This window comes from Burkholderia latens (assembly GCF_902499045.1).
GTDB lineage: Bacteria > Pseudomonadota > Gammaproteobacteria > Burkholderiales > Burkholderiaceae > Burkholderia > Burkholderia latens.
The window spans coordinates 36,840-60,023 of sequence record NZ_CABVPL010000007.1; the positions used below are offsets into that span (position 1 = coordinate 36,840).

Annotated in this window: 25 protein-coding genes and 1 pseudogene; 11 read left to right on the top strand and 15 right to left on the bottom strand. The window is 67.4% G+C overall.

Features of this window, described 5'->3' with window-relative positions; genetic code table 11:
• Positions 1 to 95 precede the first annotated feature (95 nt).
• The 6 genes from BSE24067_RS07270 to BSE24067_RS07295 all read right to left on the bottom strand — a co-directional run bounded on the left by BSE24067_RS07270 (position 96) and on the right by BSE24067_RS07295 (position 6,584).
• Entirely contained in the window at positions 96 to 1,049 is a 954-nt protein-coding gene (locus tag BSE24067_RS07270) for a sugar ABC transporter substrate-binding protein (RefSeq protein ID WP_151063531.1), read from the bottom strand.
• Positions 1,050 to 1,458: 409 nt separating this feature from the next.
• Positions 1,459 to 2,385, bottom strand: coding sequence for a CysB family HTH-type transcriptional regulator (locus tag BSE24067_RS07275; protein ID WP_151063532.1), 927 nt, complete (start codon positions 2,383 to 2,385; stop codon positions 1,459 to 1,461).
• A gap of 91 nt (positions 2,386 to 2,476) precedes the next feature.
• Positions 2,477 to 3,535 carry a sulfate/molybdate ABC transporter ATP-binding protein gene (locus BSE24067_RS07280; protein ID WP_151063533.1) on the bottom strand — a complete coding sequence of 353 codons (1,059 nt, stop codon included), beginning with the start codon at positions 3,533 to 3,535 and terminating at the stop codon, positions 2,477 to 2,479.
• A 13-nt stretch (positions 3,536 to 3,548) separates the two neighbouring features.
• Positions 3,549 to 4,493 carry a sulfate ABC transporter permease subunit CysW gene (cysW, locus tag BSE24067_RS07285; protein ID WP_151063534.1) on the bottom strand — a complete coding sequence of 315 codons (945 nt, stop codon included), beginning with the start codon at positions 4,491 to 4,493 and terminating at the stop codon, positions 3,549 to 3,551.
• On the bottom strand, positions 4,490 to 5,407 hold the full coding sequence (cysT, locus tag BSE24067_RS07290) for a sulfate ABC transporter permease subunit CysT (RefSeq protein WP_151063535.1): 918 nt from the start codon (positions 5,405 to 5,407) through the stop codon (positions 4,490 to 4,492). The genes cysW and cysT overlap by 4 nt, the downstream gene beginning before the upstream one ends.
• Before the next feature lie 139 nt (positions 5,408 to 5,546).
• Positions 5,547 to 6,584 carry a sulfate ABC transporter substrate-binding protein gene (locus BSE24067_RS07295; RefSeq protein WP_151063536.1) on the bottom strand — a complete coding sequence of 346 codons (1,038 nt, stop codon included), beginning with the start codon at positions 6,582 to 6,584 and terminating at the stop codon, positions 5,547 to 5,549.
• A gap of 264 nt (positions 6,585 to 6,848) precedes the next feature.
• On the opposite strand from BSE24067_RS07295, the gene lexA reads away from it, so the two are divergent.
• The 3 genes from lexA to BSE24067_RS07310 are packed head-to-tail and all read left to right on the top strand — an operon-like array spanning position 6,849 to position 8,592.
• Complete coding sequence (gene lexA / locus BSE24067_RS07300) at positions 6,849 to 7,496, top strand: transcriptional repressor LexA (RefSeq protein ID WP_151063537.1); 648 nt, start codon at positions 6,849 to 6,851, stop codon at positions 7,494 to 7,496.
• Positions 7,497 to 7,522: 26 nt separating this feature from the next.
• Entirely contained in the window at positions 7,523 to 7,861 is a 339-nt protein-coding gene (locus BSE24067_RS07305) for a hypothetical protein (protein ID WP_040144136.1), read from the top strand.
• A gap of 29 nt (positions 7,862 to 7,890) precedes the next feature.
• Complete coding sequence (locus tag BSE24067_RS07310) at positions 7,891 to 8,592, top strand: DUF2939 domain-containing protein (RefSeq protein ID WP_151063538.1); 702 nt, start codon at positions 7,891 to 7,893, stop codon at positions 8,590 to 8,592.
• Positions 8,593 to 8,695: 103 nt separating this feature from the next.
• Here BSE24067_RS07310 and BSE24067_RS07315 read toward each other — a convergent pair whose 3' ends face one another.
• Positions 8,696 to 9,193: a universal stress protein gene (locus BSE24067_RS07315; protein ID WP_151063539.1), complete on the bottom strand. Its 498-nt coding sequence runs from the start codon at positions 9,191 to 9,193 to the stop codon at positions 8,696 to 8,698.
• Between BSE24067_RS07315 and BSE24067_RS07320 the strand changes: the two genes are divergently transcribed.
• The 3 genes from BSE24067_RS07320 to BSE24067_RS07330 all read left to right on the top strand — a co-directional run bounded on the left by BSE24067_RS07320 (position 9,192) and on the right by BSE24067_RS07330 (position 11,276).
• Complete coding sequence (locus BSE24067_RS07320) at positions 9,192 to 9,356, top strand: hypothetical protein (protein WP_170297432.1); 165 nt, start codon at positions 9,192 to 9,194, stop codon at positions 9,354 to 9,356. The two genes, BSE24067_RS07315 and BSE24067_RS07320, sit on opposite strands and share 2 nt — an antisense overlap.
• 165 nt (positions 9,357 to 9,521) lie before the next feature.
• Positions 9,522 to 10,436 (top strand): nodulation factor ABC transporter ATP-binding protein NodI, encoded by a 915-nt coding sequence (nodI, locus tag BSE24067_RS07325; protein ID WP_151063540.1) that lies wholly within the window; start codon positions 9,522 to 9,524, stop codon positions 10,434 to 10,436.
• 6 nt (positions 10,437 to 10,442) lie between these two features.
• Positions 10,443 to 11,276, top strand: coding sequence for an ABC transporter permease (locus BSE24067_RS07330; RefSeq protein WP_151063541.1), 834 nt, complete (start codon positions 10,443 to 10,445; stop codon positions 11,274 to 11,276).
• A gap of 48 nt (positions 11,277 to 11,324) precedes the next feature.
• On the opposite strand, the gene BSE24067_RS07335 is transcribed toward BSE24067_RS07330, so the two are convergent.
• The 4 genes from BSE24067_RS07335 to BSE24067_RS07350 all read right to left on the bottom strand — a co-directional run bounded on the left by BSE24067_RS07335 (position 11,325) and on the right by BSE24067_RS07350 (position 15,172).
• Entirely contained in the window at positions 11,325 to 11,747 is a 423-nt protein-coding gene (locus tag BSE24067_RS07335) for a hypothetical protein (protein ID WP_170297434.1), read from the bottom strand.
• 224 nt (positions 11,748 to 11,971) lie between these two features.
• Positions 11,972 to 13,030 carry a permease gene (locus BSE24067_RS07340; RefSeq protein WP_151063542.1) on the bottom strand — a complete coding sequence of 353 codons (1,059 nt, stop codon included), beginning with the start codon at positions 13,028 to 13,030 and terminating at the stop codon, positions 11,972 to 11,974.
• A complete protein-coding gene (gene mnmH / locus BSE24067_RS07345) occupies positions 13,027 to 14,154 on the bottom strand; it encodes a tRNA 2-selenouridine(34) synthase MnmH (RefSeq protein ID WP_151063543.1) in 1,128 nt (375 codons plus the stop codon). Before mnmH ends, BSE24067_RS07340 begins: the two co-directional genes overlap by 4 nt.
• A gap of 64 nt (positions 14,155 to 14,218) precedes the next feature.
• Entirely contained in the window at positions 14,219 to 15,172 is a 954-nt protein-coding gene (locus BSE24067_RS07350) for a LysR substrate-binding domain-containing protein (RefSeq protein ID WP_151063544.1), read from the bottom strand.
• Between the two features lie 166 nt (positions 15,173 to 15,338).
• Between BSE24067_RS07350 and BSE24067_RS07355 the strand changes: the two genes are divergently transcribed.
• Together BSE24067_RS07355 and BSE24067_RS07360 are read left to right on the top strand one after the other, a co-directional pair.
• Entirely contained in the window at positions 15,339 to 16,760 is a 1,422-nt protein-coding gene (locus BSE24067_RS07355) for a M20 family metallopeptidase (RefSeq protein WP_151063545.1), read from the top strand.
• A 34-nt stretch (positions 16,761 to 16,794) separates the two neighbouring features.
• A complete protein-coding gene (locus BSE24067_RS07360; RefSeq protein ID WP_151063546.1) occupies positions 16,795 to 18,081 on the top strand; it encodes an MFS transporter in 1,287 nt (428 codons plus the stop codon).
• A gap of 135 nt (positions 18,082 to 18,216) precedes the next feature.
• Here the strand turns inward: BSE24067_RS07360 and BSE24067_RS07365 are convergent, their stop codons facing one another.
• Both BSE24067_RS07365 and BSE24067_RS07370 read right to left on the bottom strand, forming a co-directional pair.
• The gene (locus BSE24067_RS07365; protein WP_151063547.1) at positions 18,217 to 19,269 is read right to left on the bottom strand and encodes an NADP(H)-dependent aldo-keto reductase; all 1,053 of its coding nucleotides are present in this window, start codon (positions 19,267 to 19,269) and stop codon (positions 18,217 to 18,219) included.
• Positions 19,270 to 19,466: 197 nt separating this feature from the next.
• Complete coding sequence (locus tag BSE24067_RS07370) at positions 19,467 to 19,904, bottom strand: PaaI family thioesterase (RefSeq protein ID WP_151063548.1); 438 nt, start codon at positions 19,902 to 19,904, stop codon at positions 19,467 to 19,469.
• A 169-nt stretch (positions 19,905 to 20,073) separates the two neighbouring features.
• Between BSE24067_RS07370 and BSE24067_RS07375 the strand changes: the two genes are divergently transcribed.
• Together BSE24067_RS07375 and BSE24067_RS07380 are read left to right on the top strand one after the other, a co-directional pair.
• Positions 20,074 to 20,556, top strand: coding sequence for a winged helix-turn-helix transcriptional regulator (locus tag BSE24067_RS07375; protein ID WP_151063549.1), 483 nt, complete (start codon positions 20,074 to 20,076; stop codon positions 20,554 to 20,556).
• Between the two features lie 407 nt (positions 20,557 to 20,963).
• The gene (locus BSE24067_RS07380; protein WP_151063550.1) at positions 20,964 to 21,587 is read left to right on the top strand and encodes a phospholipase D family nuclease; all 624 of its coding nucleotides are present in this window, start codon (positions 20,964 to 20,966) and stop codon (positions 21,585 to 21,587) included.
• A 159-nt stretch (positions 21,588 to 21,746) separates the two neighbouring features.
• Here the strand turns inward: BSE24067_RS07380 and BSE24067_RS07385 are convergent, their stop codons facing one another.
• The gene (locus BSE24067_RS07385; RefSeq protein WP_151063551.1) at positions 21,747 to 21,965 is read right to left on the bottom strand and encodes a hypothetical protein; all 219 of its coding nucleotides are present in this window, start codon (positions 21,963 to 21,965) and stop codon (positions 21,747 to 21,749) included.
• A 139-nt stretch (positions 21,966 to 22,104) separates the two neighbouring features.
• Here BSE24067_RS07385 and BSE24067_RS32405 point away from each other — a divergent pair.
• Positions 22,105 to 22,341: pseudogene (locus BSE24067_RS32405) on the top strand (GGDEF domain-containing protein); the annotation flags it as partial.
• A gap of 95 nt (positions 22,342 to 22,436) precedes the next feature.
• On the opposite strand, the gene BSE24067_RS07395 reads toward BSE24067_RS32405, so the two are convergent.
• Positions 22,437 to 22,910 carry a VOC family protein gene (locus BSE24067_RS07395; RefSeq protein ID WP_151063552.1) on the bottom strand — a complete coding sequence of 158 codons (474 nt, stop codon included), beginning with the start codon at positions 22,908 to 22,910 and terminating at the stop codon, positions 22,437 to 22,439.
• Positions 22,911 to 23,184: the final 274 nt, after the last annotated feature.

The following is a 23,184-nucleotide window of genomic DNA, read 5'->3' on the forward strand; positions in this document are numbered from 1 at the left end:
CAAGTGCAGGTGCATGCAGTGGCCGTGATCGCGCTCACACCGTATAACGGCCGCCGGTCCGGATTCTTGAGGCCGGCGGCCGTCACGGCGCGGCGTTACTTCGTCACGAGGTCCACCGGCGTCTCGACCACACCGGTCATGTCGGCCTGCTTGCGATGCTCGGCGATGGCCTTGAGCGCCGTGTCGATGCCGAACACGGCCTGCTTCGCCGCGTACTGGTCGGCGGTCGCGAGCACGCGGCCGTCCTTCAGCATCGGCTTGATCGCGTTGATGTTGTCGTAGCCGACCACGAACACCTTGCCCTGCTTGCCCGCCGCGCGCACGGCCGACACGGCGCCGATCGCCATGTTGTCGTTGCCGCACAGCAGCGCGCGCAGGTTCGGGTATTCGTTGAGCATCGCGGATGCGACCGCGTTGCCCTTGTCGATCTCCCATTCGCCCGACTGCACCGACACGACCTTCATCCCGCCCGCCTTCATCGCGTCCTGGAAGCCGGCCGTGCGCTGCTGCGCATTGGTCGTCGTCGACACGCCTTCGATGATGCCGACCTGGTCGCCGGCCTTCAGCCGTTTCGCGAGATAGTCGCCGATCTTGCGCGCGCCCTTGCGGTTGTCGGGGCCGACGAACGGCACGTTCAGGTTCTTCGACTTCAGCACGTCGGGATCGAGCCGGTTGTCGATGTTCACGACGATGATGCCCGCGTCGACGGCCTTCTTCACGACCGGCACCAGCGCCTTCGAATCGGCCGGTGCGAGCACGATCGCATCGACCTTCGACACGATCATCTGCTCGACGATGCGGATCTGGTTCGCGGTGTCGGTCTCGTCCTTGATGCCGTTGGTGATCAGGTCGAACTGGCCGGCGTTGTGCTTCTGGTACTCCTTCGCGCCGTTTTCCATCGTCAGGAAGAACTCGTTGGCGAGCGACTTCATCACGAGCGCGACCTTCGGCTTGGCCGCAGACTGCGCGTGAACGGCGGCCGGTGCGGCAGCGACCGCGACGGCGGCAAGCGCGGCGGTCAGGAAACGACGGCGAAACAGGACATTCATACATATCTCCTGGCGACTGGCCCGACGGGCCGGATTATTGTTCGACTGTTGTTTTAATGCGAGCAAACGTTTGCGCCACACTACCCGGGCAATGGCCATCGATGCTGCTTGTCGGTACCAAGGAATGGAAGCAAGGCAGACGGCCGACTGCCTGGCGCGTGCTGTCCGACGCGCCACCGCCGGCGAGGCGCCGGCGGAGTGAGGGCTATGCTGGACCGTTTCGATGCAACGCGCAACCCGTCTAATCAATATTTAAGGGTTTATTCGGAGCGCGTCGCCGCTCGCGTCGGTTGCCGTGCGTTACGCCGGACGAGTCGCCCGTTCGTACAGCGCGCCCCGGCCGGGGCCGCCGCGTGGCGATGCGATGCTGCCGGCGGGCGCATGCCGCGCCCGCCGTACATCGGTGCGATCAGACTGCTTCGCGCAACTGCCCCGCGATCTCCGCTTCGTTCAGGTGCGGCGCGAACATCTCGATCAGCCGGTACGCATACGCGCGCAGGAACGCGCCCTTGCGCAGCCCGACGCGCGTCGTGCTCGCCTCGAACAGGTGCTGCGTGTCGAGCGCGACGAGCCCCGTGTCGCGCTGCGGGTCGAACGCCATCGCCGCGACGACGCCGATCCCCATCCCGAGTTCGACGTAGGTCTTGATTACGTCCGCGTCGATCGCGGTGAGCACGACGTCAGGCACGGCGCCGGCCTGCGCGAACGCCTGGTCGATGTGCGAGCGGCCCGTGAAGTCCTGGTCGTACGTGATGATCGGATACTCGGCGATTTCGTCGAGCGTCAGGTTCTCGCGGCCGACGAGCGGATGGTCCTTCGGCACGACGACCGTGTGGTGCCACGAATAGCACGGGAACGTGACGATGTCCGGATAGCGATCGAGCGCCTCGGTCGAGATGCCGAGATCGGCTTCGCCGTTCAGGATCATCTGCGCGATCTGCTGCGGGCTGCCCTGGCGCAGCGCGAGATGCACCTTCGGGAACACGTCGGTGAACTGGCGGATCACCTTCGGCAGCGCGTAGCGCGCCTGCGTGTGCGTCGTCGCGACGACGAGGTGGCCGCTGTCCTGGTCCGCGAACTGCCGCGCGACGCGGCGCAGGTTCTCCGCGTCGAGCAGCATCCGCTCGATCAGCTGATGCACGGCCTTGCCCGGCTCGGTGAGCCCGGTGAGCCGCTTGCCGCGCCGGATGAAGATGTCGACGCCCAGTTCATCCTCGAGATCCTTGATCTGCTTCGACACGCCCGACTGCGACGTGTACAGCACGTTCGCGACTTCCGTCAGGTTCATGTTCTGGCGCACGGCCTCTCGCACGAAGCGCAATTGCTGAAAATTCATGGGTATGCCTCTTAGGCTGTCGTTGTTCGAATGTCGATTCGATGTCGATTCGGAGCGGTGTCCGCCCTGTTCTCGTTGCCGGATTCGGGCGTCAGTGTGCGGGAAAGACGCGGACCGCGCGCGGCACGGCCGTCGCGCCGTCGCCGACCTGCAGCTCGAGCGCACGCCATGCGTCGCGGTCGAGCTCCGCTTCGAGCGCGCCGCCCGTGCGCGCCTCGAGCTCGATCCGCACCGAGCCGCCGAGCGGAATCACGCGCCGCACGTCGACCGCGATGCCGTCGCGATGGCCGTCGCCGTCCTTCCACAGCTGCAGGTCGTGCGGCCGCACGTAAGCGTTCGCGGGGCCCGCGAAATCGGCGTCGACCGCGATCGGCGCGGCCGCGCCGTCGGCGACGAAGCCGCGGCCGGCGACCGTGCCCGGCAGCCGGTTCGCCGCGCCGAGAAACTCGTAGACGAATGCGCTTTGCGGATGATCGTAGACGTCCTGCGGGCTGCCGACCTGCTCGACGCGCCCGCGGTTCAGCACGACGATCCGGTCGGCCACTTCGAGCGCTTCCTCCTGATCGTGCGTCACGAAGATCGTCGAGATGTGCAGGTCGTCGTGCAGGCGGCGCAGCCAGCCGCGCAGTTCCTTGCGCACCTTCGCGTCGAGCGCGCCGAACGGCTCGTCGAGCAGCAGCACCTTCGGCTCGACCGCGAGCGCGCGGGCCAGCGCGATCCGCTGGCGCTGGCCGCCCGACAGCTCGGACGGATAGCGCTGCGCGAGCCAGTCGAGCTGCACCAGTTTCAGCAGCTCGTGCACCTTGTCGCGGATCACGGCTTCCGACGGCCGCTCGCGGCGCGGCTTCACGCGCAGCCCGAACGCGACGTTCTCGAACACGGTCATGTGGCGGAACAGCGCGTAATGCTGGAACACGAAGCCGACCTGCCGCTCGCGCGCGCCGACCGACGCGACGTCGAGCCCCTGCAGCACGACCTGGCCGGCGTCCGCGTGCTCGAGGCCCGCGATCACGCGCAGCAGCGTGGTCTTGCCGCACCCGGACGGCCCGAGCAGCGCGACGAGCTCGCCCGGCGGGAAGTCGAGCGACACGTTGTCGAGGGCGGTGAAATCGCCGAAGCGCTTCTGAAGATGACGGACGGTGATACCCATTCTGGTTGCCTCTTTACGATTTCGACGAAATGGCGGCGGGGCCGGCATGAGCGGGAACGTCATCGCGTGCGCCGGCCAGTTCGGCGGCGAGATGACGCTCGGCGAGCAGCTTCAGCGCGAGCGTGACGAGCGCGAGCAGCGCCAGCACCGACGCCACCGCGAACGCCGCCGCGAAGTTGTATTCGTTGTACAGAATCTCGACGTGCAGCGGCATCGTGTCGGTTACGCCGCGGATGTGGCCGGACACGACCGACACCGCGCCGAACTCGCCCATCGCGCGCGCGTTGCACAGGATCACGCCGTACAGCAGCCCCCACTTCACGTTCGGCAGCGTCACGCGCCGGAAGATCTGCCAGCCCGACGCGCCGAGCACGCGCGCGGCCTCTTCCTCGTCGGTGCCCTGCGCCTGCATCAGCGGGATCAGCTCGCGCGCGACGAACGGGAACGTGACGAAGATCGTCGCGAGCACGATGCCGGGCACCGCGAAGATGATCTGCACGTCGTGATCCTGCAGCCACGGGCCGAGCCAGCCCTGCGCGCCGAACAGCAGCACGTAGACGAGGCCCGAGATCACCGGCGAAACCGAGAACGGCAGATCGATCAGCGTGGTCAGCAGCGCCTTGCCGCGGAATTCGAACTTCGCGATCGCCCACGACGCGCACACGCCGAACACGAGGTTCAGCGGCACCGCGATCACGGCGACGGTCAGCGTCAGCTTGATCGCCGACCACGCGTCCGGATCGGCGAGCGATTCGAGATAGAAGCCGACGCCCTTGCGCAGCGCCTCGAAGAACACCGCGGCGAGCGGCACGACGAGAAAGAACGCGAGGAACGCCAGCGCGATGCCGATCAGCAGCCAGCGCACCGCGCGCGGCTCGCTGACGGGGTCGAGCTGTTTCGCGGCGCGCGCACGCGCGGCGGACGGATTGTTCAGCACGGCGGTGGACTCCTGGCTCATTGCTGGCCTCCGGCGGCGGACGCGGCAGCGGCAGCGGCAGCGGCAGCGGTGACGGCCGCAGGCGCGGGGCCGCTTGCACCCTTGCTCGTCCGGCGCTGCAGATACCACTGCAGCGTGTTGATCAGCAGCAGCATCAGGAACGACACGACCAGCATCACGACCGCCAGTGCGGTCGCGCCCGCGTAGTCGTACTGCTCGAGCTTCGTGATGATCAGCAGCGACGTGATCTCGGATTTCATCGGCACGTTGCCGGCGATGAAGATCACCGATCCGTATTCGCCGAGCGCACGCGCGAACGCGAGCGCGAAGCCGGTCAGCAGCGCCGGCAGCACCGACGGCAGCACGACGCGGCGGAACGTGAGCCAGCGCGACGCGCCGAGGCATGCGGCGGCCTCTTCCTGTTCGCGCTCGAAATCCTCGAGCACCGGCTGCACCGTGCGCACGACGAACGGCAGCCCGATGAAGGTCAGCGCGACCAGCACGCCGACCGGCGTGAACGCGATCTTGATCCCGAACGGCGCGAGATACTGGCCGACCCAGCCGTTGGACGCATAGACGGCGGCGAGCGAGATGCCTGCGACCGACGTCGGCAGCGCGAACGGCAGGTCGACGATCGCGTCGACGAGGCGCTTGAGCGGGAACGTGTAGCGCACGAGCACCCACGCGACGAGAAAGCCGAACACGGCATTGATCACTGCGCCGCCGAGCGCGGCCGAGAACGTCAGCCGGTACGACGCGAGCACGCGCGGCGACGTGACGGCAGTGACGAACTGGTCCCACGACAGCGTCGCGGTTTTCAGGAACGTGGCGGCGAGCGGGATCAGCACCACGAGGCTCAAATAGGCCACCGTGATGCCGAGCGTCACGCCGAAACCGGGCAGCGCGCTTGGCTTGCGAAAGGTGTACGTCGTCATCGGATGCTCTTGCTGGGTCGTTGCTGCTCACGGGCCCGACGCAAACGCCGGCGCGGAGCGTGCTCTCGCGCCGGCGGCCCGCCGGGGATGCGGCGCGCTATCGTGGCGCGCCGCTGTCGTTATGGTGTAACTGCGTGCGTTACTGCGGCTTGTAAATCGAATCGAACACGCCGCCGTCCGCGAAATGCGTCTTCTGCGCATTCGTCCAGCCGCCGAACGTGTCGTCGACCGTGTACAGCTTCAGCTTCGGAAACTGCTTCGTCAGCTCGGCCGGCACGTTCTTCGAACGCGGCCGGTAGTAGTTGCGCGCCGCGATCTCCTGGCCCTGCGGGCTGTACAGGAAATTCAGATAGGCCTCGGCCAGCTTGCGCGTGCCCTTCTTGTCGACCACCTTGTCGACCACCGCGACGGGCGGCTCGGCCAGGATGCTGACCGACGGCACGACGATCTCGAACTTGTCGGTGCCGAATTCCTTGATCGACAGGAACGCCTCGTTTTCCCATGCGATCAGCACGTCGCCGAGCCCGCGCTGAACGAAGCTCGTCGTCGCGCCGCGCGCGCCCGAATCGAGCACGCCGGCGTTCTTGTACAGCTTCGTCACGAATTCCTTCGCGCTCTGCTCGTTGCCGCCCGGCTTGTGCACCGCGTACGCCCATGCGGCCAGGTAGTTCCAGCGCGCGCCACCCGACGTCTTCGGGTTCGGCGTGACGATCGAGATGCCCGGCTTGGTCAGGTCGTCCCAGTCCTTGATCCCCTTCGGGTTGCCCTTGCGCACCAGGAACACGATCGTCGACGTGTACGGCGACGCGTTGTCCGGCAGGCGCTTCTGCCAGTCCTTGTTGATGAGGCCCTTGTTGGCGATCGCATCGATGTCGTACGCGAGCGCCAGCGTGACGACGTCGGCCTGCAAGCCGTCGAGCACCGAGCGCGCCTGCGCGCCCGAGCCGCCGTGCGACTGCTTGAAGTTCACCGTCTCGCCCGTCTTCGCCTTCCACTCCTTGCCGAACGCCTGGTTGAAATCCTGGTACAGCTCGCGCGTCGGGTCGTACGACACGTTCAGGAACGTCGTATCCGCCTGCGCGTGCGTCGCGACGCCGAGCGCCGCCGCCGCGCCCAGCGCGAGTGTTGCGATCAGGCGGCCCACTCCGCCCACCAGCCCCGTATTGCGCTTCGCCATCCTTGGTTCTCCAGTGTTGTCGGTATTGCGATGTCGGGCCAGTCTATCGAACGGGTTACATGATTAAAAATAATCCTTCCTCATTTTTTAATACTCAAAAGTGCTAACGCAGACGGGACGGACGGTTGCGGCAGACGAACCGCTGTCCGGGCGTCGCAAAATGACGCCGGAATCGGCGCGATCGCGTCGAACCTCAAGTAACACTTGAAATTCGCGAAGTACTGTATAAAAATACAGCTCACTGTCTATCCATACAGTTCAGCCATGACCAAACTCACCGCCCGTCAGCAGCAAGTGTTCGACTTGATCCGCCGCGCGATCGAGCGCTCCGGTTTCCCGCCCACGCGCGCCGAGATCGCGGCCGAGCTCGGCTTCAGTTCTCCGAACGCAGCCGAGGAGCATCTGCGTGCGCTCGCGCGCAAGGGCGTGATCGAGCTCGCGGCCGGCGCGTCGCGCGGCATCCGCCTGCTCGGCGTCGACGACGTCCCGCACCAGTTCACACTGCCGCATGCCGGCCTGATGCAGTTGTCGCTGCCGCTCGTCGGCCGGGTCGCGGCAGGTAGCCCGATCCTCGCGCAGGAACACATCTCGCAGCACTATGCGTGCGATCCCGCGCTCTTCACGAGCAAGCCCGACTATCTGCTGAAGGTGCGCGGGCTGTCGATGCGCGACGCCGGCATTCTCGATGGCGACCTCCTCGCGGTGCAGAAGCGCACCGAAGCGAAGGACGGCCAGATCATCGTTGCGCGTCTGGGCGACGACGTCACGGTCAAGCGCCTGATGCGCCGCCCCGGCGGCCTCGAGCTGATCGCGGAGAACCCGGATTACGAAAACATCTTCGTCAAGGCCGGCAGCGCGGAATTCGCGCTGGAAGGCATCGCCGTCGGGCTGATCCGCTCGGGCGAACTCTGACAATCGGTCTCGCTGAGGAGAACACCATGGAACGCCTTTCCCGTTTGCTGCCTTTCCGTCAATTCGGCCGCCTGCGTCACCTGCGCGGCCGCACGCCCTGCGCGCCGCTGTCCGCCGCGGCGCCCGTCGTGAGCCAAGAAGTCGCAGTTGAACGGCAGGCGTCGCTGCTGCCGTCGGCGCTCCCCGCATTCGCGCGGGTGTCGCTGAACGCCGGCCTCAATCACGCGGAACCGGCGCGCCGTGCGCCCGTGCGCGTCTATCATGGCCGCTCGCGCCTGATCATGGTGGGCACGATCGATGCCGTGTGCCGGATGATCGATCGCTGCATCGCCGAGGAACGATCGGCCACGCACGGCGGTCTCTGATTGCGGAAGCCGTCCGCACCGGAGGTATCGTGACTGGAACGTCGGGCCGCACGTTGCGGCTCAAGCCCCTGCTGATCGTCGTGCTGGCCGTCGTCATCCTGGCGGCGATCGGTTACGCATACGCATCGCCGTATGTCGCACTCGGCCGTCTGAAATCGGCGGTCGATGCGCGCGATGCGCAAGCAGTCAGTGAATATGTCGATTTCCCGTCGCTGCGTATCAGTCTGAAGCAGCAGGTCACGGAAGAATTGATGCGCCGGATCGATGCGGTGAAGAAGGACAACCCGTTCGCGGTAATCGGCGCGCTGATCGGGTCTGCATTGATCGGCCCGCTGGTCGATGCGTATGCGACGCCGGAAGGTGTAGCGGCGCTGATGAGCGGGCTTCCGCCGCGCGGCAATCCGGGCGAACGGCCGCCCGAGTGGTCGGAGCCTCCGTCCGGCGCCACGCCGGGCAACGCACCGGCGACACCGGCAACACCGCCCGCCGGTCCGGGCGCTGCCGCGAGCGCCCCTGGCAATACCGCTGCGCCGGCCGCATCGGCGGCAGCACCCGCGCCGGCCAGCGCCGGTGACGCAGGCCATCCGGAGCAAACGAGTGCCGGCTACCGGAATATTGATGAATTCGTCGTGACCTACCAGCGCAGCGCCGACGGCACGCGCTATGCGGCGATCTTCCGCCGCTTCGGGCTGTTTTCGTGGAAGCTGTCCGCGATCGACCTGCACGCGTGAGCGTGCCGCACAGGAATGAATGCCGCTGACGCGGCACAGCGCGCGACCGGCGTGATTGCGGAACACCGCAGCCGGTCACGCGATCACGGCATCGGTTGCCGCGTTATTTGCCGCTCGCGGTTGCCGCTTCGCGCTCGCGCGCGATCTCGGCCTTTTGCTCTTCCGCCGACGAGCACGCAACCAGAATGCTGCAGTTCACGCGGTCGAGTAGCTGCGTGTTGCCCGAGCCCATCCACCATCTCGACAACCCGCTGCGGCATCGGTGGCCGACGACGACGAGATCGGCGTTGATCTCCGTCGCGAGATTCGCGATTTCGTCGATCGGATAGCCGAACGCGAAATGCCCCTCGGCCTGAACGCCACGCTCGCGCAGCCAGTTCACGCCTTCCTGCAGGATCTCTCGCGCGGTTTCCTCGAAGCGGCCGCATGCGACGTCGGTCAGCAGCCCTGCGCTTTGCGCGATGCTCGAGCGCATGTCGACGACCGACAGCAAATGCGTTTCCGCCTTCAGGTCCAGCGCGAGATTGGCGCCGCACCGCAATGCCTTGCGCCCTTCGAGCGTCCCGTCGTAGCACAGCAGAATCTTGTTGTAGCTAGCCATGAAACCTCCCTATCGCGACTACGTGCGCTATGCACTCATCATGGTGCGCCGCAATTCCGGGCGCAAGGGATGGAAAACGCTGATTCGCCACGCGTGGCGCGTCGGCGATGATGCGGTGCACGATCGGTGCGCGCATGCCCCGTGCCGCACGGGCATGCGCTGAAGGGACGCAGCCGATGCACTAGAATGGCCCGTTCGTGCCATCGACGCGCGCTCGCTTCGGTCATGTCCATGTGACAAGCATCCGCCCGATCCGTTCGCACACCGGCATGCCGACCTGGCCGGCCGCGACATGCACCCGCGTCCGCTTACAACGACAAACCCGCCCATGTCCGTTGCACCGATCGATTTCCGGAACGTCGAAAAGCGCTATGGCGACAAGCTCGTCGTCGACGACCTGTCCTTCCACGTGCAGGCCGGCGAATGCTACGGCCTGCTCGGGCCGAACGGCGCCGGCAAGACCACGACGCTGAAGATGCTGCTGGGTCTCGCGTACCCCGATGCCGGCGCGATTTCGCTGTGCGGCGAACCGGTTCCGTCGCGTGCGCGGCATGCGCGCCGGCGCGTCGGCGTCGTCCCGCAGTTCGACAACCTCGATCCCGATTTCACGGTCCGCGAAAACCTGCTCGTGTTCAGCCGCTATTTCGGGATGTCGGCGCCGGCTGCACGCGCGCTCGTGCAGCCGCTGCTCGAGTTCGCGAAGCTGGAAAACAAGGCCGATGCGAAGGTCGGCGAGCTGTCGGGCGGGATGAAGCGGCGGCTGACGCTCGCACGCGCACTCGTCAACGACCCGGACGTGCTCGTGCTGGACGAGCCGACGACGGGCCTCGACCCGCAGGCGCGGCATCTGATGTGGGAACGGTTGCGCTCGCTGCTCGCGCGCGGCAAGACGATCCTGATCACCACGCATTTCATGGAGGAAGCCGAACGGCTGTGCGACCGGCTGTGCGTGATCGAGGAAGGCCGCAAGATCGCCGAAGGCGCGCCGCACGCGCTGATCGAATCGGAGATTGGATGCGACGTGATCGAGATCTACGGACCGGACCCGGGCACGCTGCGCGACGAACTGTCGCCGTTCGCGAAGCGCACCGAAATCAGCGGCGAGACGCTGTTCTGCTACGTGACGGACCCCGAGCCGCTCAGCGCGCGGCTCAAGGGTCGCACGGGCTTGCGCTATCTGCATCGTCCGGCCAATCTTGAAGACGTGTTCCTGCGGCTCACGGGCCGCGACATGCAGGACTGATCGATCATGGACGTACGCAACTATTCCACTGCCGCGTCGTCCGCACCGCCGCGCGAATCGCGTTTCGCGATCGCGCTGCCCGCGAATGCGACCAACTGGATCGCGGTGTGGCGACGCAATTACCTCGTGTGGCGCAAGCTCGCGCTCGCGTCGATGTTCGGCAATCTCGCCGATCCGATGATCTACCTGTTCGGGCTGGGGTTCGGGCTCGGGCTGATGCTCGGCCACGTCGACGGCGTGTCGTACATCGCGTTCCTCGCGGCCGGCACGGTCGGGTCGAGCGTGATGATGTCCGCGAGCTTCGAGTCGATGTACTCGGGTTTCTCGCGGATGCACGTGCAGCGGACCTGGGAAGCAATCATGCACACGCCGCTCGCGCTCGGCGACATCGTGCTCGGAGAGATCGTGTGGGGAGCGAGCAAGGCGCTGTTGTCGGGCGTCGCGATCATGCTGGTCGCCGGCCTGCTCGGCTACGCGCGGCTTCCGTCGATGCTCGCGGCGCTGCCCGTGATCGCGCTCGCCGGCCTCGCGTTCGCGAGCACCGCGATGATCGTCACCGCGCTCGCACCGTCCTACGACTTCTTCATGTTCTATCAGACGCTCGTGCTGACGCCGATGCTGCTGCTGTCGGGCGTGTTCTTCCCGATCACGCAGTTGCCGCCGATCGCGCAGCACGCGGCGCACGCGCTGCCGCTCGCGAATGCGGTCGAACTGATCCGGCCCGCGATGCTCGGCCGGCCGGCGGCCGACGTCGGAATGCATGTCGCGGTGCTCGCCGGCTATGCGGTCGGCGGCTTCGTGGTGTCCGCGTGGCTGTTCCGGCGGCGCATGATGCGCTGACGGCCGGCGCGTGCGCCGCCGGCCCGATACGACGAAATCGTGACGACGTCATTCGTCGTCGTCGCTCCACGGAATCTCGACGTCGGTCAGGAACGCGACGGTCGCAAGCGGCCCGCCTTCGTGGCGGCCGAGCTTGCCGTCCGCGCGATGCCATTCGACGCGGAACTGCGTACCCGGATCGTCGGCGACGAGATAGACCGCCCGCAGCTCTTCCGGATCGGCTTCGGCGACCGGACCGTCGAACGATACCAGCATCTTCTGCGGCCACAGGCCGTTCACCGGATCGTAAATGCGGTCGCCCTGCGGAATGTCGATGCTCGCCTCGACACCGATCGTGGCCGACGCTTCGATGATCATCGTGCCGAGCGCGTTCAGCACGGCAGTCGCCCGCGCGGAATTGGCCTGGCGGATCGCGAGATCGCCGCGCGTCAGCGCCTTTTCGAGTCGAGGATGAATCTTCGGTTGGGTCATGCGTTTTCCTGTTTGCTTCTTGTAAAGGGCGCCGCACGCTCGAAGCGGCGGCGCCGGATGAATACGACGGTTGCGCGGCACATTCGAGCCGCGCGCGGCGCAGCGGCCGTCATGCCGGTTCAGTCGCCGTCAACCGCGCCTATCGTGCCCCGCGGGCCGATCAGCGGTGCGAACCGGAGCCGCCCGGCCGCGTCGCCCGCTCACCGCCCCGCTGCGTGCGCCGCTCAGAACCCGAACGCGATCGCGAGCAACCCGCTCGCGATCCCGAATATCACGACGAGTCCCGCGACGATCGCCAGCATGTACGGCTTGAACGAACGCGCGAGCATCGCGAGCGACGGCACGCTGATCGGCGGCAGCGTCAGCAGCAGCGCGGCGGCCGGGCCGACGCCCATGCCGAGCGACAGCATCGCCTGGATGATCGGCACCTCGCCGGCCGTCGGAATCACGAACAACGTGCCCGCGACCGCGAAAGCGACGATCCAGCCGAGCTGGTTGCCGATGTCCGGGCCGATATGCGGAAACAGCCACGCGCGCGCCGCGCCGAGCAGCAGCACGAGCACGATGTATTCGGGCACGAGCCGCACGGCCATCCGCGCGAGCAGCTTGATCCAGCGCACGAACGGATTGCCCGCGGCAGCCTGCTCGGCCGCCAGCGCGGCGAGCTGCGCATCGTCGATGCTGCGGTCTTCGGGGCGCGCGATACGGTTCAGCAGATAGCCGATCCCGAACACCATCGCAATGCCGAGCACCAGCCGCAACGCGCTCCAGTGCCAGCCGAGCACGAAACCCATGAACACCAGCGCGGCCGGATTCAGCACCGTGTTGCCGAGCCAGAACGCGACCGCGCCGCCCGGCGACGCTTGCCGCGCGCGCAGCCCCGCCACGACCGGCGCCGCGCAGCATGTGCACATCATGCCCGGCAGCGACAGCAGGCCGCCCGCCGCCACGCTGCCGAAGCCGGTACGGCCGAGCACGCGCGCGACCCAGTGCGCGGGCAGCAGCGCCTGCACGGCCGAGCCCAGCAACAGGCCGAGCACCATCGCCTGCCAGATTGCCTTGCCGTATGCCCATGCATAGTCGAGCGCCGCCTTCAGCGACGGTTCGGGCGCGCTGGCCGACGTGCCCATCAGGATCGACTGGCCGATCGAATGATGCTCGGCGGCGACGAATGCCTTGTTGTAGTACGGGAACCATTTCACGTAGAAAAGTCCCGCGACCGCGATCAGCAGGAACGTCATCCAGCCGAGCGCCGGATTGGGTTGGGTGCGTGTAGTCGTCATCGTGTGGTGGTCGATTGGTTTTTGTCGGTGTCGGATCCGGCATTCGCGTCAGCAACCGGTGCCGCCGGCAGCCCGGCCTGCGCGAGTGCGTCGAGCAGCGCGCGCGCCTGCTCGCGCGCGTCGGCTGCATTCGGCCGGAACGTGAACGTGAGCGCACGGTTCGGGTTGCCGTACGACGAACGATTCGTGCGCGCGTACGCAGGATCGTAATGCTTGTCGATCAGCGTGCTGAACAGTTCGGCGCGGGCGTTCGCGTCGATCATCGCGCTCCAGCGAGCGACCTCTTCCCGGCTATGCAGGCCGATCAGACGGTCGAGCTGCGCCTTGAACGCGGCCGGCTCGTCGAACAGATGCGCGTAGTCGTCGAGCAGGAATGCGATGCGGTCGTCGTGCGCGGCGTCGACCTGCACCCACGGCCCCGTGCGGAACGCGTCCAGCAGCGCGAGCGGCAACTGGATGAGCCCGATCTTGCGGCTTTCCGATTCGACGAACACCGGCCACGCGGGGTCGAAACGTTCGAGCGCCTTCACCAGGCCCGAATCGAACGCCTTCTGCGTCGGCTGCGGCACGCCCGGCAGCGCGCCGAGCAGCGAGCCGCGATGGCACGCGAGCGCCTCGAGATCGAGCGTCTGCGCGCCCTCGTCGCGCAGCGCGTTCAGCAGCCGCGTTTTGCCGCAGCCCGTATGGCCGACGAGCGCGATGTAGCGAAAGCGCGTCGGCAGCGTGTCGAGCGTCGCGCACACCGCGCGCCGGTACGCCTTGTAACCGCCTTCGAGCTGGCGCGCGTGCCAGCCGATCAGGTTGAACCAGGTCGTCATCGAGCCGGAACGCTTGCCGCCGCGCCAGCAGTAGATCAGCGGCCGCCAGTTGCGCGGACGGTCGGCAAACGTGGTGTCGAGATGGCGCGCGATGTTGCGCGCGACCATCGCCGCGCCGACGCGTGTCGCCTCGTACGGCGACACCTGCCGGTACATCGTGCCGACGATCACGCGCTCCTCGTTGCTGAGGACGGGCGCGTTCAGCGCGCCGGGAATATGGTCCTCGGCGAACTCGAGCGGCGTACGCACGTCGATGATCTCGTCGAACTCGCCGGCGCGATCGAGGGTGACAATCAGATTCTTCAATTCGGTGTCGAACAGGGGCGATGCGGCTCGGCGAGCCGCACGGGCACGGAAGGCGGATTCGCGATTATCTCACGCCCGGGCGCCTCGGACCGCGCGCGGCGACCGGCGGCGCCGACGCGGCGCGCATCGCGTCGACCAGATGGTCGCGAAACGCGCGCACCGATGCGGGCAGATCGCGCCCCGCCATCGTCTGCACCTGGATGCTGCGTTCGCGCAGCTGCGGGTTCGTGACGGGCACGACGACGAATCCGTCCGCGTCGATGCGGTCGCGCACCGACAAGAGGCCGGTGAACATCACCGCGCCCGTACGCTGCGCGTACCGGTACATCACCGCGGTGTTGTTGCTCGTCAGTTCCGGCTCGAGCATGAGGCCGTCGAGCACGCACGCGATGTCGATCAGCTGGCGCACGGTCGTGCCGGCTTCCGGCAGCGCGTGCGGGTGGGTGGCGACATCGGCGAGCGACACCGCATCGCGCGCCGCGAGCGGATGATCGTGCCGCACCAGCGCGAAGATCGGCGCGCGCTCCGCGTGTTCGACGCGCACGCCCTGCTCCGGCGCGAGGCTGAACGTCAGCGCGATGTCGGCGTCGCCGTCGCGCACGCGCCGCGTCGCCTCCGCGGGCGACACGACCCACACCGAAAAATCGACGCCCGGGTGGCGCGCCTTGAAGCTCGCGAGCGCACCCGGCAGGAAATCGATCGCGAACCCTTCCGAGCATGCGATCTTCAGCAGGCTGCCGTGCAGCGCCTCCAGGCCGCCGATCTCCTTCATCACATGCTCGGCCTCCAGCAGGCTGCGTTGCGCGAAACCGAGCAGCCGTTCGCCGGCCTCCGACAGCGCCATCCCGCGCGGCCGCCGCTCGAACAGCGGCGCGCCGAGCTCGCTCTCGAGCTTCGCGATCTGCCGGCTGATCGCCGACACGGCCACGTGCAACCGCGCGGACGCATCGCTGATCGACCCGGTGCGCGCCACCTCGACGAAGTACCGCAGCGCAAGACCATGCAGGAAAGCCGCCATCGTCGTGTCTCCGCGGCCGCCGATCGGGCCGCTCCGCTTTGCCTTTTCGGCAACGAAAAGTTCGAAATTCGATCATTGTGACAAAAAAAACGGCTTTCTAGAATCGTTCGCAACCTTGGCCCTGCGCGCCGCCCCCGAGCCCGCAAACCGACAGAGGAGAACCGTCTTGAGCCGTACCGCCGCCATCCAGCACGCGCTGAACCAGTTCGAATCGGGTGCGTTCTTCACGACCCTGAGCCGCCGCGTCGGTCTGCGCACCGAAAGTCAGGACAGCGGCGCGGGCGCCGCGCTGCGCGCGTATCTGGCCGACGAGATCGCGCCGGAGGTCGCACGCCTCGGTTTCACGTCGCGCATCGCCGACAACCCCGTCGACGGCGGCGGCCCGTTCCTGCTGGCGTCCCGCCACGAGGACGACGCGCTGCCGACCGTGCTGATCTACGGCCACGGCGACGTCGTGCGCGGCTACGACGCGCAATGGCGCAAGCCGCTGTCGCCGTGGACGCTGACCGTCGACGGCGATCGCTGGTACGGCCGCGGCAGCGCCGACAACAAGGGCCAGCACACGATCAACCTCGCCGCGCTCGCGAGCGTGCTCGACGCGCGCGGCGGCCGGCTTGGCTTCAACGCGAAACTGCTGATCGAGATGGGCGAGGAAACGGGCTCGCCGGGCCTCGACGCACTGTGCCGCCGGGAGCGCGATGCGCTCGCGGCCGACGTGCTGATCGCGTCCGACGGCCCGCGCGTGAACGCGGAACGCCCGACGGTGTTCCTCGGCTCGCGCGGTTCGGTCAACTTCAAGCTGAGCCTGCGCGCACGCGACGGCGGTCATCACTCCGGCAACTGGGGCGGGCTGCTGCGCAATCCGGCGACCGTGCTCGCGAACGCGCTCGCGAGCCTGGTCGATGCGCGTGGCGCGATCCGCGTCGCGGGGCTGCGCCCGCCGCCGATCCCGGCCGCCGTGCGCGCCGCGCTTGCCGACCTGTCCGTCGGCGGCGGCCCGGGCGACCCCGCGCTCGATGCGGACTGGGGCGAGCCGGGCCTTAGCGCCGCCGAGCGCGTGTTCGGCTGGAACGCGCTCGAGATCCTCGCGTTCAAGGCCGGCAATCCCGAGCATCCGGTCAACGCGATTCCACCCGTCGCGTATGCGCACTGCCAACTGCGCTTCGTCGTCGGCACCGACTGGGAGGCGCTGCAGACGCACCTGCGCACGCATCTCGATGCGCACGGCTTCGCCGACGTCGAGATCGACGTCGAACGCGGCGCACCGGCCACGCGCCTGCCGCCGGACGATCCGTGGGTGCGCTGGGCCGTCGCATCGCTTGCGCGCACGACGGGCAAGAAGCCGGCGATCCTGCCCAACCTCGGCGGCACGCTGCCGAACGAAGTATTCGCCGACACGCTCGGGCTGCCGACGCTGTGGGTGCCGCACTCGTACCCGGCGTGCTCGCAGCACGCACCCGACGAGCATCTGCTCGCGAGCGTCGTGCGCGAGGGGCTGCAGATGATGGCCGGCCTCTTCTGGGATCTCGGCGATGCGCCGCCGTCCGTTCGCCGCGCGGCGCCCGCCGCGGCCGGTGCCGTTCTGTAACGCGTTCGCTCCTTACCCGGGATCTCCCCACACGATGAATACGACCACCCTGACGGCGCAGGACGCCGCCCGCCCCAGCGCCGCGAAGATCCGGCGCATCATCTTCGCCGCGTCGATCGGCAACGCGCTCGAATGGTTCGACCTGATCGTCTACGGCTTTTTCGCGGTGACGATCGCGAAGCTGTTCTTTCCCGCGACGAGCGAAGCGACGTCGCTGCTGCTCACGCTCGGCACGTTCGGGCTGTCGTACCTGATCCGGCCGATCGGCGGCTTCGTGCTCGGCGCGTACGCGGACCGCGCGGGGCGCAAGGCGTCGCTGCTGCTGTCGATCGGGATGATGATGGCCGGCACGCTGCTGATCGCGCTGATGCCGACCTATGCATCGATCGGCATTCTCGCGCCGCTCGGGATCATGCTGTCGCGGCTGATGCAGGGCTTTTCCGCCGGCGGCGAATTCGCGAGCTCGACCGCGTTCCTCGTCGAACATGCGCCGCAGCGGCGCGGCTTCATGTCGAGCTGGCAGTTCGCGAGCCAGGGGCTCGCGACGCTGCTCGCGTCCGGCTTCGGTGCGCTGCTGACGTCGACGCTGAGCACCGCGCAACTGGAAAGCTGGGGCTGGCGCGTGCCGTTCCTGTTCGGGCTCGCGATCGGCCCGGTCGGGCTGTACATCCGCCGCTACGTCGACGAAGGCATCGAGTTCAAGACGCAGGCGCGCTCCGAAGCACCGGTGCGCGAGCTGTTCGCGGACCAGAAGATGCGCGTGCTGCTGTCGATCGGCGTGCTGGTGATTTCGACCGCGATCAACTACATGGTGCTGTACATGCCGACGTACGCGATCAAGCAGCTCGGGCTGCCGGCGTCGACCGGCTTCGCGGCGACGCTCGCGACCGGCTTCGTGCTGACGCTCGTCACGCCGCTCGTCGGCCATCTGTCGGACCGCACGGGCCGGATTCGCGTGATGGCGGCCGCCGCCGTGCTGATGCTCGCGACCGTGTCGCCGACGTTCGCGTGGCTCACGCATCGCGCATCGTTTGCGACGATGCTCGCCGCGCTGATCTGGATCGGCCTGTTGAAGGCGACATACTGCGGCGCGCTGCCGGCGCTGATGGCCGAGCTGTTTCCGGCGCAGACCCGCGCGACCGGGCTCGCGGTCAGCTACAACACGGGCGTCACGCTGTTCGGCGGCTTCGCGCCGTTCATCATCACGTGGCTGATCAGCGCGACCGGAAACCGGTTGTCGCCGGCGCTGTACCTGATCGGCTGCGCGGTGCTGAGTCTCGCTGCGCTGATGGTTGCGCGCACGCGGCTTGGGATGCGGTGACGGCGCGAGCCGCGTATCGGCCTGTTGGCTGTTCGCCCGTTCGCGACGACGAAAGACGCGGGCGCGCAGCGATGCGCGTCCGGCGCGCCGCGAGCGGCCCGCCGCAGCATTCATGCCGCGCAGGCCGCTCGCCGTTCACGGCGCCGGATTCGGCTGCAGTTCGTGCAGCGCGTCGATCTCGGCAAGGATCTCGTCGGACAGCTTCACGTCGATGCTGCCGATGTTCTCCTTCAGTTGCTCGAGCGACGTCGCGCCGATCAGGTTGCTGCGCACGAACGGCCGGCTGTTGACGAACGCGAGCGCGAGCTGCGCGGGCGACAGCCCGTGACGTTGCGCGAGCGCCACGTAACGCGACGTCGCTGCCACGGCCTGCGGCTTGCTGTAGCGCTGGAAACGTTCGAACAGCGTGATGCGCGCGCCGGCCGGACGCGCACCGTTCTCGTACTTGCCCGTCAGCCAGCCGAATGCGAGCGGCGAATACGCGAGCAATCCGACCCCGTCGCGATGCGTGAACTCGGACAGGCCGTTTTCGAACGTGCGGTTGAGCAGGCTGTACGGATTCTGGATGCTCGCGATGCGCGGCAGCCCGAGCTTCTCGGCCGCGCGCAGGAATTGCGCGACGCCCCACGGCGTTTCGTTCGACACGCCGATCGCGCGAATCTTGCCGGCCTTCACGAATTCCGCGAGCACGCCCAGCGTTTCCTCGATCGGCACCGTGTATGTATCGTCGACCCACGGATACGCGGTGCGCCCGAACGTCGTCGTGCTGCGATCGGGCCAGTGCAGCTGGTACAGGTCGACATAGTCGGTCTGCAGGCGCTTGAGGCTGCCGTCGAGCGCCTCCGTCAGGTTCTTGCGATCGAACTGGTTGCCTTCGCCGCGAATATGGCGCGGATTGTGCGGTTGCCGTGCCGGGCCCGCGATCTTCGTCGCGAGCACGATCCGGCCGCGCTGCGCGCGATGCTGCGCGAGCCACGTGCCGATGTACTGCTCCGTGCGGCCCTGGGTATCAGGCTTCGGCGGCACCGGGTACATCTCCGCGGCATCGATCAGCGTGACGCCCTGCCCGAGCGCGTAATCGATCTGCTCGTGCGCGTCGCGCTCCGAATTCTGCTCGCCCCACGTCATCGTGCCGAGACCGATCAGGCTGACTTCGATGCCCGAATCGCCGAGTGTGCGGTATTCCATGCTGTTCCTGTCGCGTCAGTGGAAAGCAGGAAAGCTAACACATCGGAGCGAGCGCTTCAGAGGGCAGCGCACACGCTTACAGGCGGCCTTCGACGCGCCGGCAGCGCTCGCCCATGCGCGTGACCGCCGGGTCCGTACGCGTGTCGGCTGCGCTGCATACCGCGACGGCGCGCAGCGCTTCAACCGCGCCCGCGCCGTTACTGCGGCCGTTGAATGAAGCACGTCGCCGACGCATGCGCGACGATCTTGTCGTCCGGCGTCTTCAACGTGCCTTCCGCGACGCCGAGCGAACGCGACAGGTGAATCACGCGCCCTTCCGCGATCAAGTCGACGTCGCGCGGCACGGGGCGCAGCATCTTCACGTGCAGGTCGACCGTGCCATAGCCGACACCCGCGTCCAGCATCGAATGTACCGCGCAGCCGGTGACCGAATCGAGCACCGTCGCGGCGAACCCGCCGTGCACGCCGCCCAGCGGATTCAGATGCCGCCCGTCCGCGCGCGCGGACATCTTCACGTAACCGAGCTCGACGCCCAGCGGCCGCATCGGGATCGTTTCCGAAATCGACGCGAGCGGCGCGTCGCCCGCCACCGCTGCACGCAACAGTTCGAGACCGGACAGGGAAAGCGGATTCATCGGGTTGTCTCCTGATTGAAAGCGCGTCGCCGCGCGAGTAAGTTCTAAATTGGAACTCATTATTGACAACCGCGCCGGGCTTGTCAACGCACCGTGCAGCCGTTGCAACCGAAGGCGGGTTCTATAATCGAACCCGCTCCGTTACTGAACCGCCGCACGAGACTCGATCATGAAATGGGATGACATCGGCACGCTGAACTGTTCGGTCGCGCGCACGCTCGCCGTGCTCGGCGATCGCTGGACCATGCTGATCCTGCGCAACGCATTTCTCGGCTGCCGCCGCTTCGACGCGTTCCAGACGCAGTTGGGTCTCACCCGCCACGTGCTGGCCGAACGGTTGTCGCGGCTGGTCGATGAAGGCGTGCTGGTCAAGCGCGCATATCAGGAGCGCCCGCCGCGCTTCGAATACCGGTTGACGGAAAAAGGTCTCGACCTCTACCCGGCCCTGCTCGCGCTGATGGCGTGGGGCGACCGCTGGAAAGACGACGGCCAAGGGCCGCCGATGCAATTACGCCATCGCAATTGCGGGCAGTTGATGCATGCGGTCGCGGTGTGCTCCGCGTGCGGCGAGCCGCTCGACGCGCACGACGTGCAGCCCGAGCGCGGGCCCGGGTGGGTCGCATGCGAGACTGCCGGGCCGCTCGATACCTGACGCTCGGCGCGGCAAACGTGCGTCGTGCCGATCATCCCGGCTCGGGCGTCATGCGTGCGGCGCAAGCCGCACGTATTCAAGCGTGCCGACACATTCGTGTTGACGCACGGCGCTCGCTGCATCGTCCGAACCGGCCCACCATACTGCGCTGAACCCGTGCGATCGAGCGCGCGCGTCGTGACGCCGCGGCGATACACCCAAGCGCGCGCCCACACGCGCTCGCTGCCGAGCCCCGTCACCGGCGCGCCCTATCCGTCGAATGCAAATCACACGCAACATGGCCCACATAGCCGGCTCGTTCGCGCTGCCTGCGCTACCGTGCCGCGCATTCGCATGAAGGCGTGGCTGCGCCGCCGTGTCTGCGTTACACTCACGGCCCGCTGTCTCAAAATCATTCGCTGTCCAAGATGTTGTCGCGCAAACGCCTCGCCGCCGCCTGCCTCGCCGCTTCCCTGCTCGCCACACCGTTCGCCGCCGTCGGCAAGACGCACAACGAATCGCTGCTGCAACAGGCGATCGATTTCATCGCGCAGCTATTACCGGCCCCGACCCACGAAGCGCCGGCCACGCAGGTCGTCGAATCGGCGTTCTCGCCCGACGGCGGTGCCGAGGCACTCGTGCTCAAGGCGATCGGCGCCGCGCGCAGCTCGATTCGCGTCGCCGCGTACTCGTTCACGTCACCGCCCGTCACGCGTGCGCTGCTGGCTGCGAAGCGGCGCGGCGTGAATGTCGCGGTCGTCGTGGACGACAAGGGCAATCGCGCGAAGAACAGCAAGCAGGCACTGAACCTGCTCGTCAATGCGGGCATTCCGACGCGCACGATCGACGCCTATGCGATCCACCACGACAAGTATCTCGTGATCGATGCCGAACACGTCGAGACGGGCTCGTTCAACTACAGCGCTTCGGCCGCCAGCCGCAATTCGGAAAACGTCGTCGTAGTGTGGAACAACCCGCAGCTCGCGTCGCGCTACCTCACGCATTGGCAGAGCCGCTTCGATCAGGGCACGCCGTACCGGTCGTCCTACTGACGCATCGCGCGCACGCGAGCGCCGTTTGCGACGCCCGCCGTTGGCCGTTGCCCGCCTTCGCCGCAGGATGTCGTCAATGATCGCCGCGCACCGGGCGCCAATCAACCTGGCCGAACGGCCTGTCCGCCGGGCGTGACATCGTCGCGGCAAGCAGCCGGATTAGCGGATATTGGTCGATCGCTCCGAGATTTGCGCGACCGCGACACAGCTGCGCGCGTGTGCATGCGCATCGCTCGTCGCGGGCTTCGGCAGTTCGCGGACGCCGCCCGGCAGCGCACCGAGTACGCAGTCCGTGCTGAAATTCAGCGTGTTCTGGACCATCGGGTACAGCAAGTACAGCGCAAACGCGAGATACCCCGCGTACAAGAGTCGAACCATGGTGTGATAGATGAGCGATTGATCTCATCCTGTTTACGGCATCGCGGCAGGCGCCTTGAGGCGCCGGACATCCGATTCATGCCAGCGCGAAGCACGATGCGTCCGCTCCCGGCCATGTCGGCACCGGTCAGAATGCGCGATAGATTGCGCGCTCGTGAGCCTCGTCGACGAGAATCGCCAATAGTTCAAGGGCCACCCCGGGCTCGATGCCGCGCAGACTCCCCGCGACGTATCGTTCTGCTCGCATGCGCTGCTCGCGAACGATACGAAGGCGATCCCGGATGCACGCAACGATGATCGCTTCCGCGACAATCCGCTCGTCACCGCCCAGCCCGGCATCCGCGTCTACGCGGGCCGGCCGCTTGCCGCACCGGACGACACACGCAGCCATGCCCGCTCGTCGCCCAACGCCGGTCGCCCGCAGCCGGTCGCCCGCAGCGGGTCGCCTTCAACCGGGTTGGCGCGGTCCGCTCAGCTTCCGCACGGCGGCGCGCTCGCCATCGCTTCCGCGATCTGTTCGGGAGTCAGGTCGCGCTGGCGGGTCGCGATCGACCAGCGATGGCCGAACGGATCCTCGACCTGTCCATAGCGGTCTCCCCAGAACATGTCCGCGGCCGGCACCCGGACCGTCGCGCCCGCCGCGACTGCCTGTGCGATCGCCGCATCGGTATCCGGCACGAACAGGTGCAGGCAGACCGGCGTGCCTTTCAGCGTTTTCGGGCCGAGCGCGCCGTGCTCGGGCATTTCGTCGACGAGCATCAGCGTCGAATCGCCGATTGCGAGGCACGCGTGCGCGAGCTTGCCGTCGGGCGTCGGCAGGCGAAACCGTTCGGTCGCGTTGAATGCGCGCTTGTAGAACTCGATGGCGGCGGTGGCGCCGGCGCAGATCAGGTGTGGCGTCAGCGTGCGCATCCCTTCCGGGATCGGGTTGACGGTCGTGGCCATGGGTGTCGCTCCTTCAGTCGGTTGTCGTGTCGGAAAACGGGACGGATGCGCGCTGCGCACGCCCCCGACGCTACGACGAACGGGATCGACGGAAATCGACACGTGAGCCAAAATTTTTTGTTCGTTCTCGACGGGCTCGCCGGGACACCGACGATGCGTGGAACCAGTCCGTTCGGCCAATGAGCTCATTCAACATGCCGAGGTGCCGGCGGCATGTTTTGAGCGGCGCGGCCTGCACCGGTCAAACGTGCCCTCACGTCTACCGCTGCGCGCG

Excerpts from the sequence above, each read along its gene's own strand:
- BSE24067_RS07270 (WP_151063531.1), bottom strand. The coding sequence starts at position 1,049 with ATGAATGTCCTGTTTCGCCGTCGTTTCCTGACCGCCGCGCTTGCCGCC.
- BSE24067_RS07275 (WP_151063532.1), bottom strand. The coding sequence starts at position 2,385 with ATGAATTTTCAGCAATTGCGCTTCGTGCGAGAGGCCGTGCGCCAGAAC.
- BSE24067_RS07280 (WP_151063533.1), bottom strand. The coding sequence starts at position 3,535 with ATGGGTATCACCGTCCGTCATCTTCAGAAGCGCTTCGGCGATTTCACC.
- cysW (WP_151063534.1), bottom strand. The coding sequence starts at position 4,493 with ATGAGCCAGGAGTCCACCGCCGTGCTGAACAATCCGTCCGCCGCGCGT.
- cysT (WP_151063535.1), bottom strand. The coding sequence starts at position 5,407 with ATGACGACGTACACCTTTCGCAAGCCAAGCGCGCTGCCCGGTTTCGGC.
- BSE24067_RS07295 (WP_151063536.1), bottom strand. The coding sequence starts at position 6,584 with ATGGCGAAGCGCAATACGGGGCTGGTGGGCGGAGTGGGCCGCCTGATC.
- lexA (WP_151063537.1), top strand. The coding sequence starts at position 6,849 with ATGACCAAACTCACCGCCCGTCAGCAGCAAGTGTTCGACTTGATCCGC.
- BSE24067_RS07305 (WP_040144136.1), top strand. The coding sequence starts at position 7,523 with ATGGAACGCCTTTCCCGTTTGCTGCCTTTCCGTCAATTCGGCCGCCTG.
- BSE24067_RS07320 (WP_170297432.1), top strand. The coding sequence starts at position 9,192 with ATGAAACCTCCCTATCGCGACTACGTGCGCTATGCACTCATCATGGTG.
- BSE24067_RS07315 (WP_151063539.1), bottom strand. The coding sequence starts at position 9,193 with ATGGCTAGCTACAACAAGATTCTGCTGTGCTACGACGGGACGCTCGAA.
- nodI (WP_151063540.1), top strand. The coding sequence starts at position 9,522 with ATGTCCGTTGCACCGATCGATTTCCGGAACGTCGAAAAGCGCTATGGC.
- BSE24067_RS07330 (WP_151063541.1), top strand. The coding sequence starts at position 10,443 with ATGGACGTACGCAACTATTCCACTGCCGCGTCGTCCGCACCGCCGCGC.
- BSE24067_RS07335 (WP_170297434.1), bottom strand. The coding sequence starts at position 11,747 with ATGACCCAACCGAAGATTCATCCTCGACTCGAAAAGGCGCTGACGCGC.
- BSE24067_RS07340 (WP_151063542.1), bottom strand. The coding sequence starts at position 13,030 with ATGACGACTACACGCACCCAACCCAATCCGGCGCTCGGCTGGATGACG.
- BSE24067_RS07350 (WP_151063544.1), bottom strand. The coding sequence starts at position 15,172 with ATGGCGGCTTTCCTGCATGGTCTTGCGCTGCGGTACTTCGTCGAGGTG.
- BSE24067_RS07360 (WP_151063546.1), top strand. The coding sequence starts at position 16,795 with ATGAATACGACCACCCTGACGGCGCAGGACGCCGCCCGCCCCAGCGCC.
- BSE24067_RS07365 (WP_151063547.1), bottom strand. The coding sequence starts at position 19,269 with ATGGAATACCGCACACTCGGCGATTCGGGCATCGAAGTCAGCCTGATC.
- BSE24067_RS07370 (WP_151063548.1), bottom strand. The coding sequence starts at position 19,904 with ATGAATCCGCTTTCCCTGTCCGGTCTCGAACTGTTGCGTGCAGCGGTG.
- BSE24067_RS07375 (WP_151063549.1), top strand. The coding sequence starts at position 20,074 with ATGAAATGGGATGACATCGGCACGCTGAACTGTTCGGTCGCGCGCACG.
- BSE24067_RS07380 (WP_151063550.1), top strand. The coding sequence starts at position 20,964 with ATGTTGTCGCGCAAACGCCTCGCCGCCGCCTGCCTCGCCGCTTCCCTG.
- BSE24067_RS07385 (WP_151063551.1), bottom strand. The coding sequence starts at position 21,965 with ATGGTTCGACTCTTGTACGCGGGGTATCTCGCGTTTGCGCTGTACTTG.
- BSE24067_RS07395 (WP_151063552.1), bottom strand. The coding sequence starts at position 22,910 with ATGGCCACGACCGTCAACCCGATCCCGGAAGGGATGCGCACGCTGACG.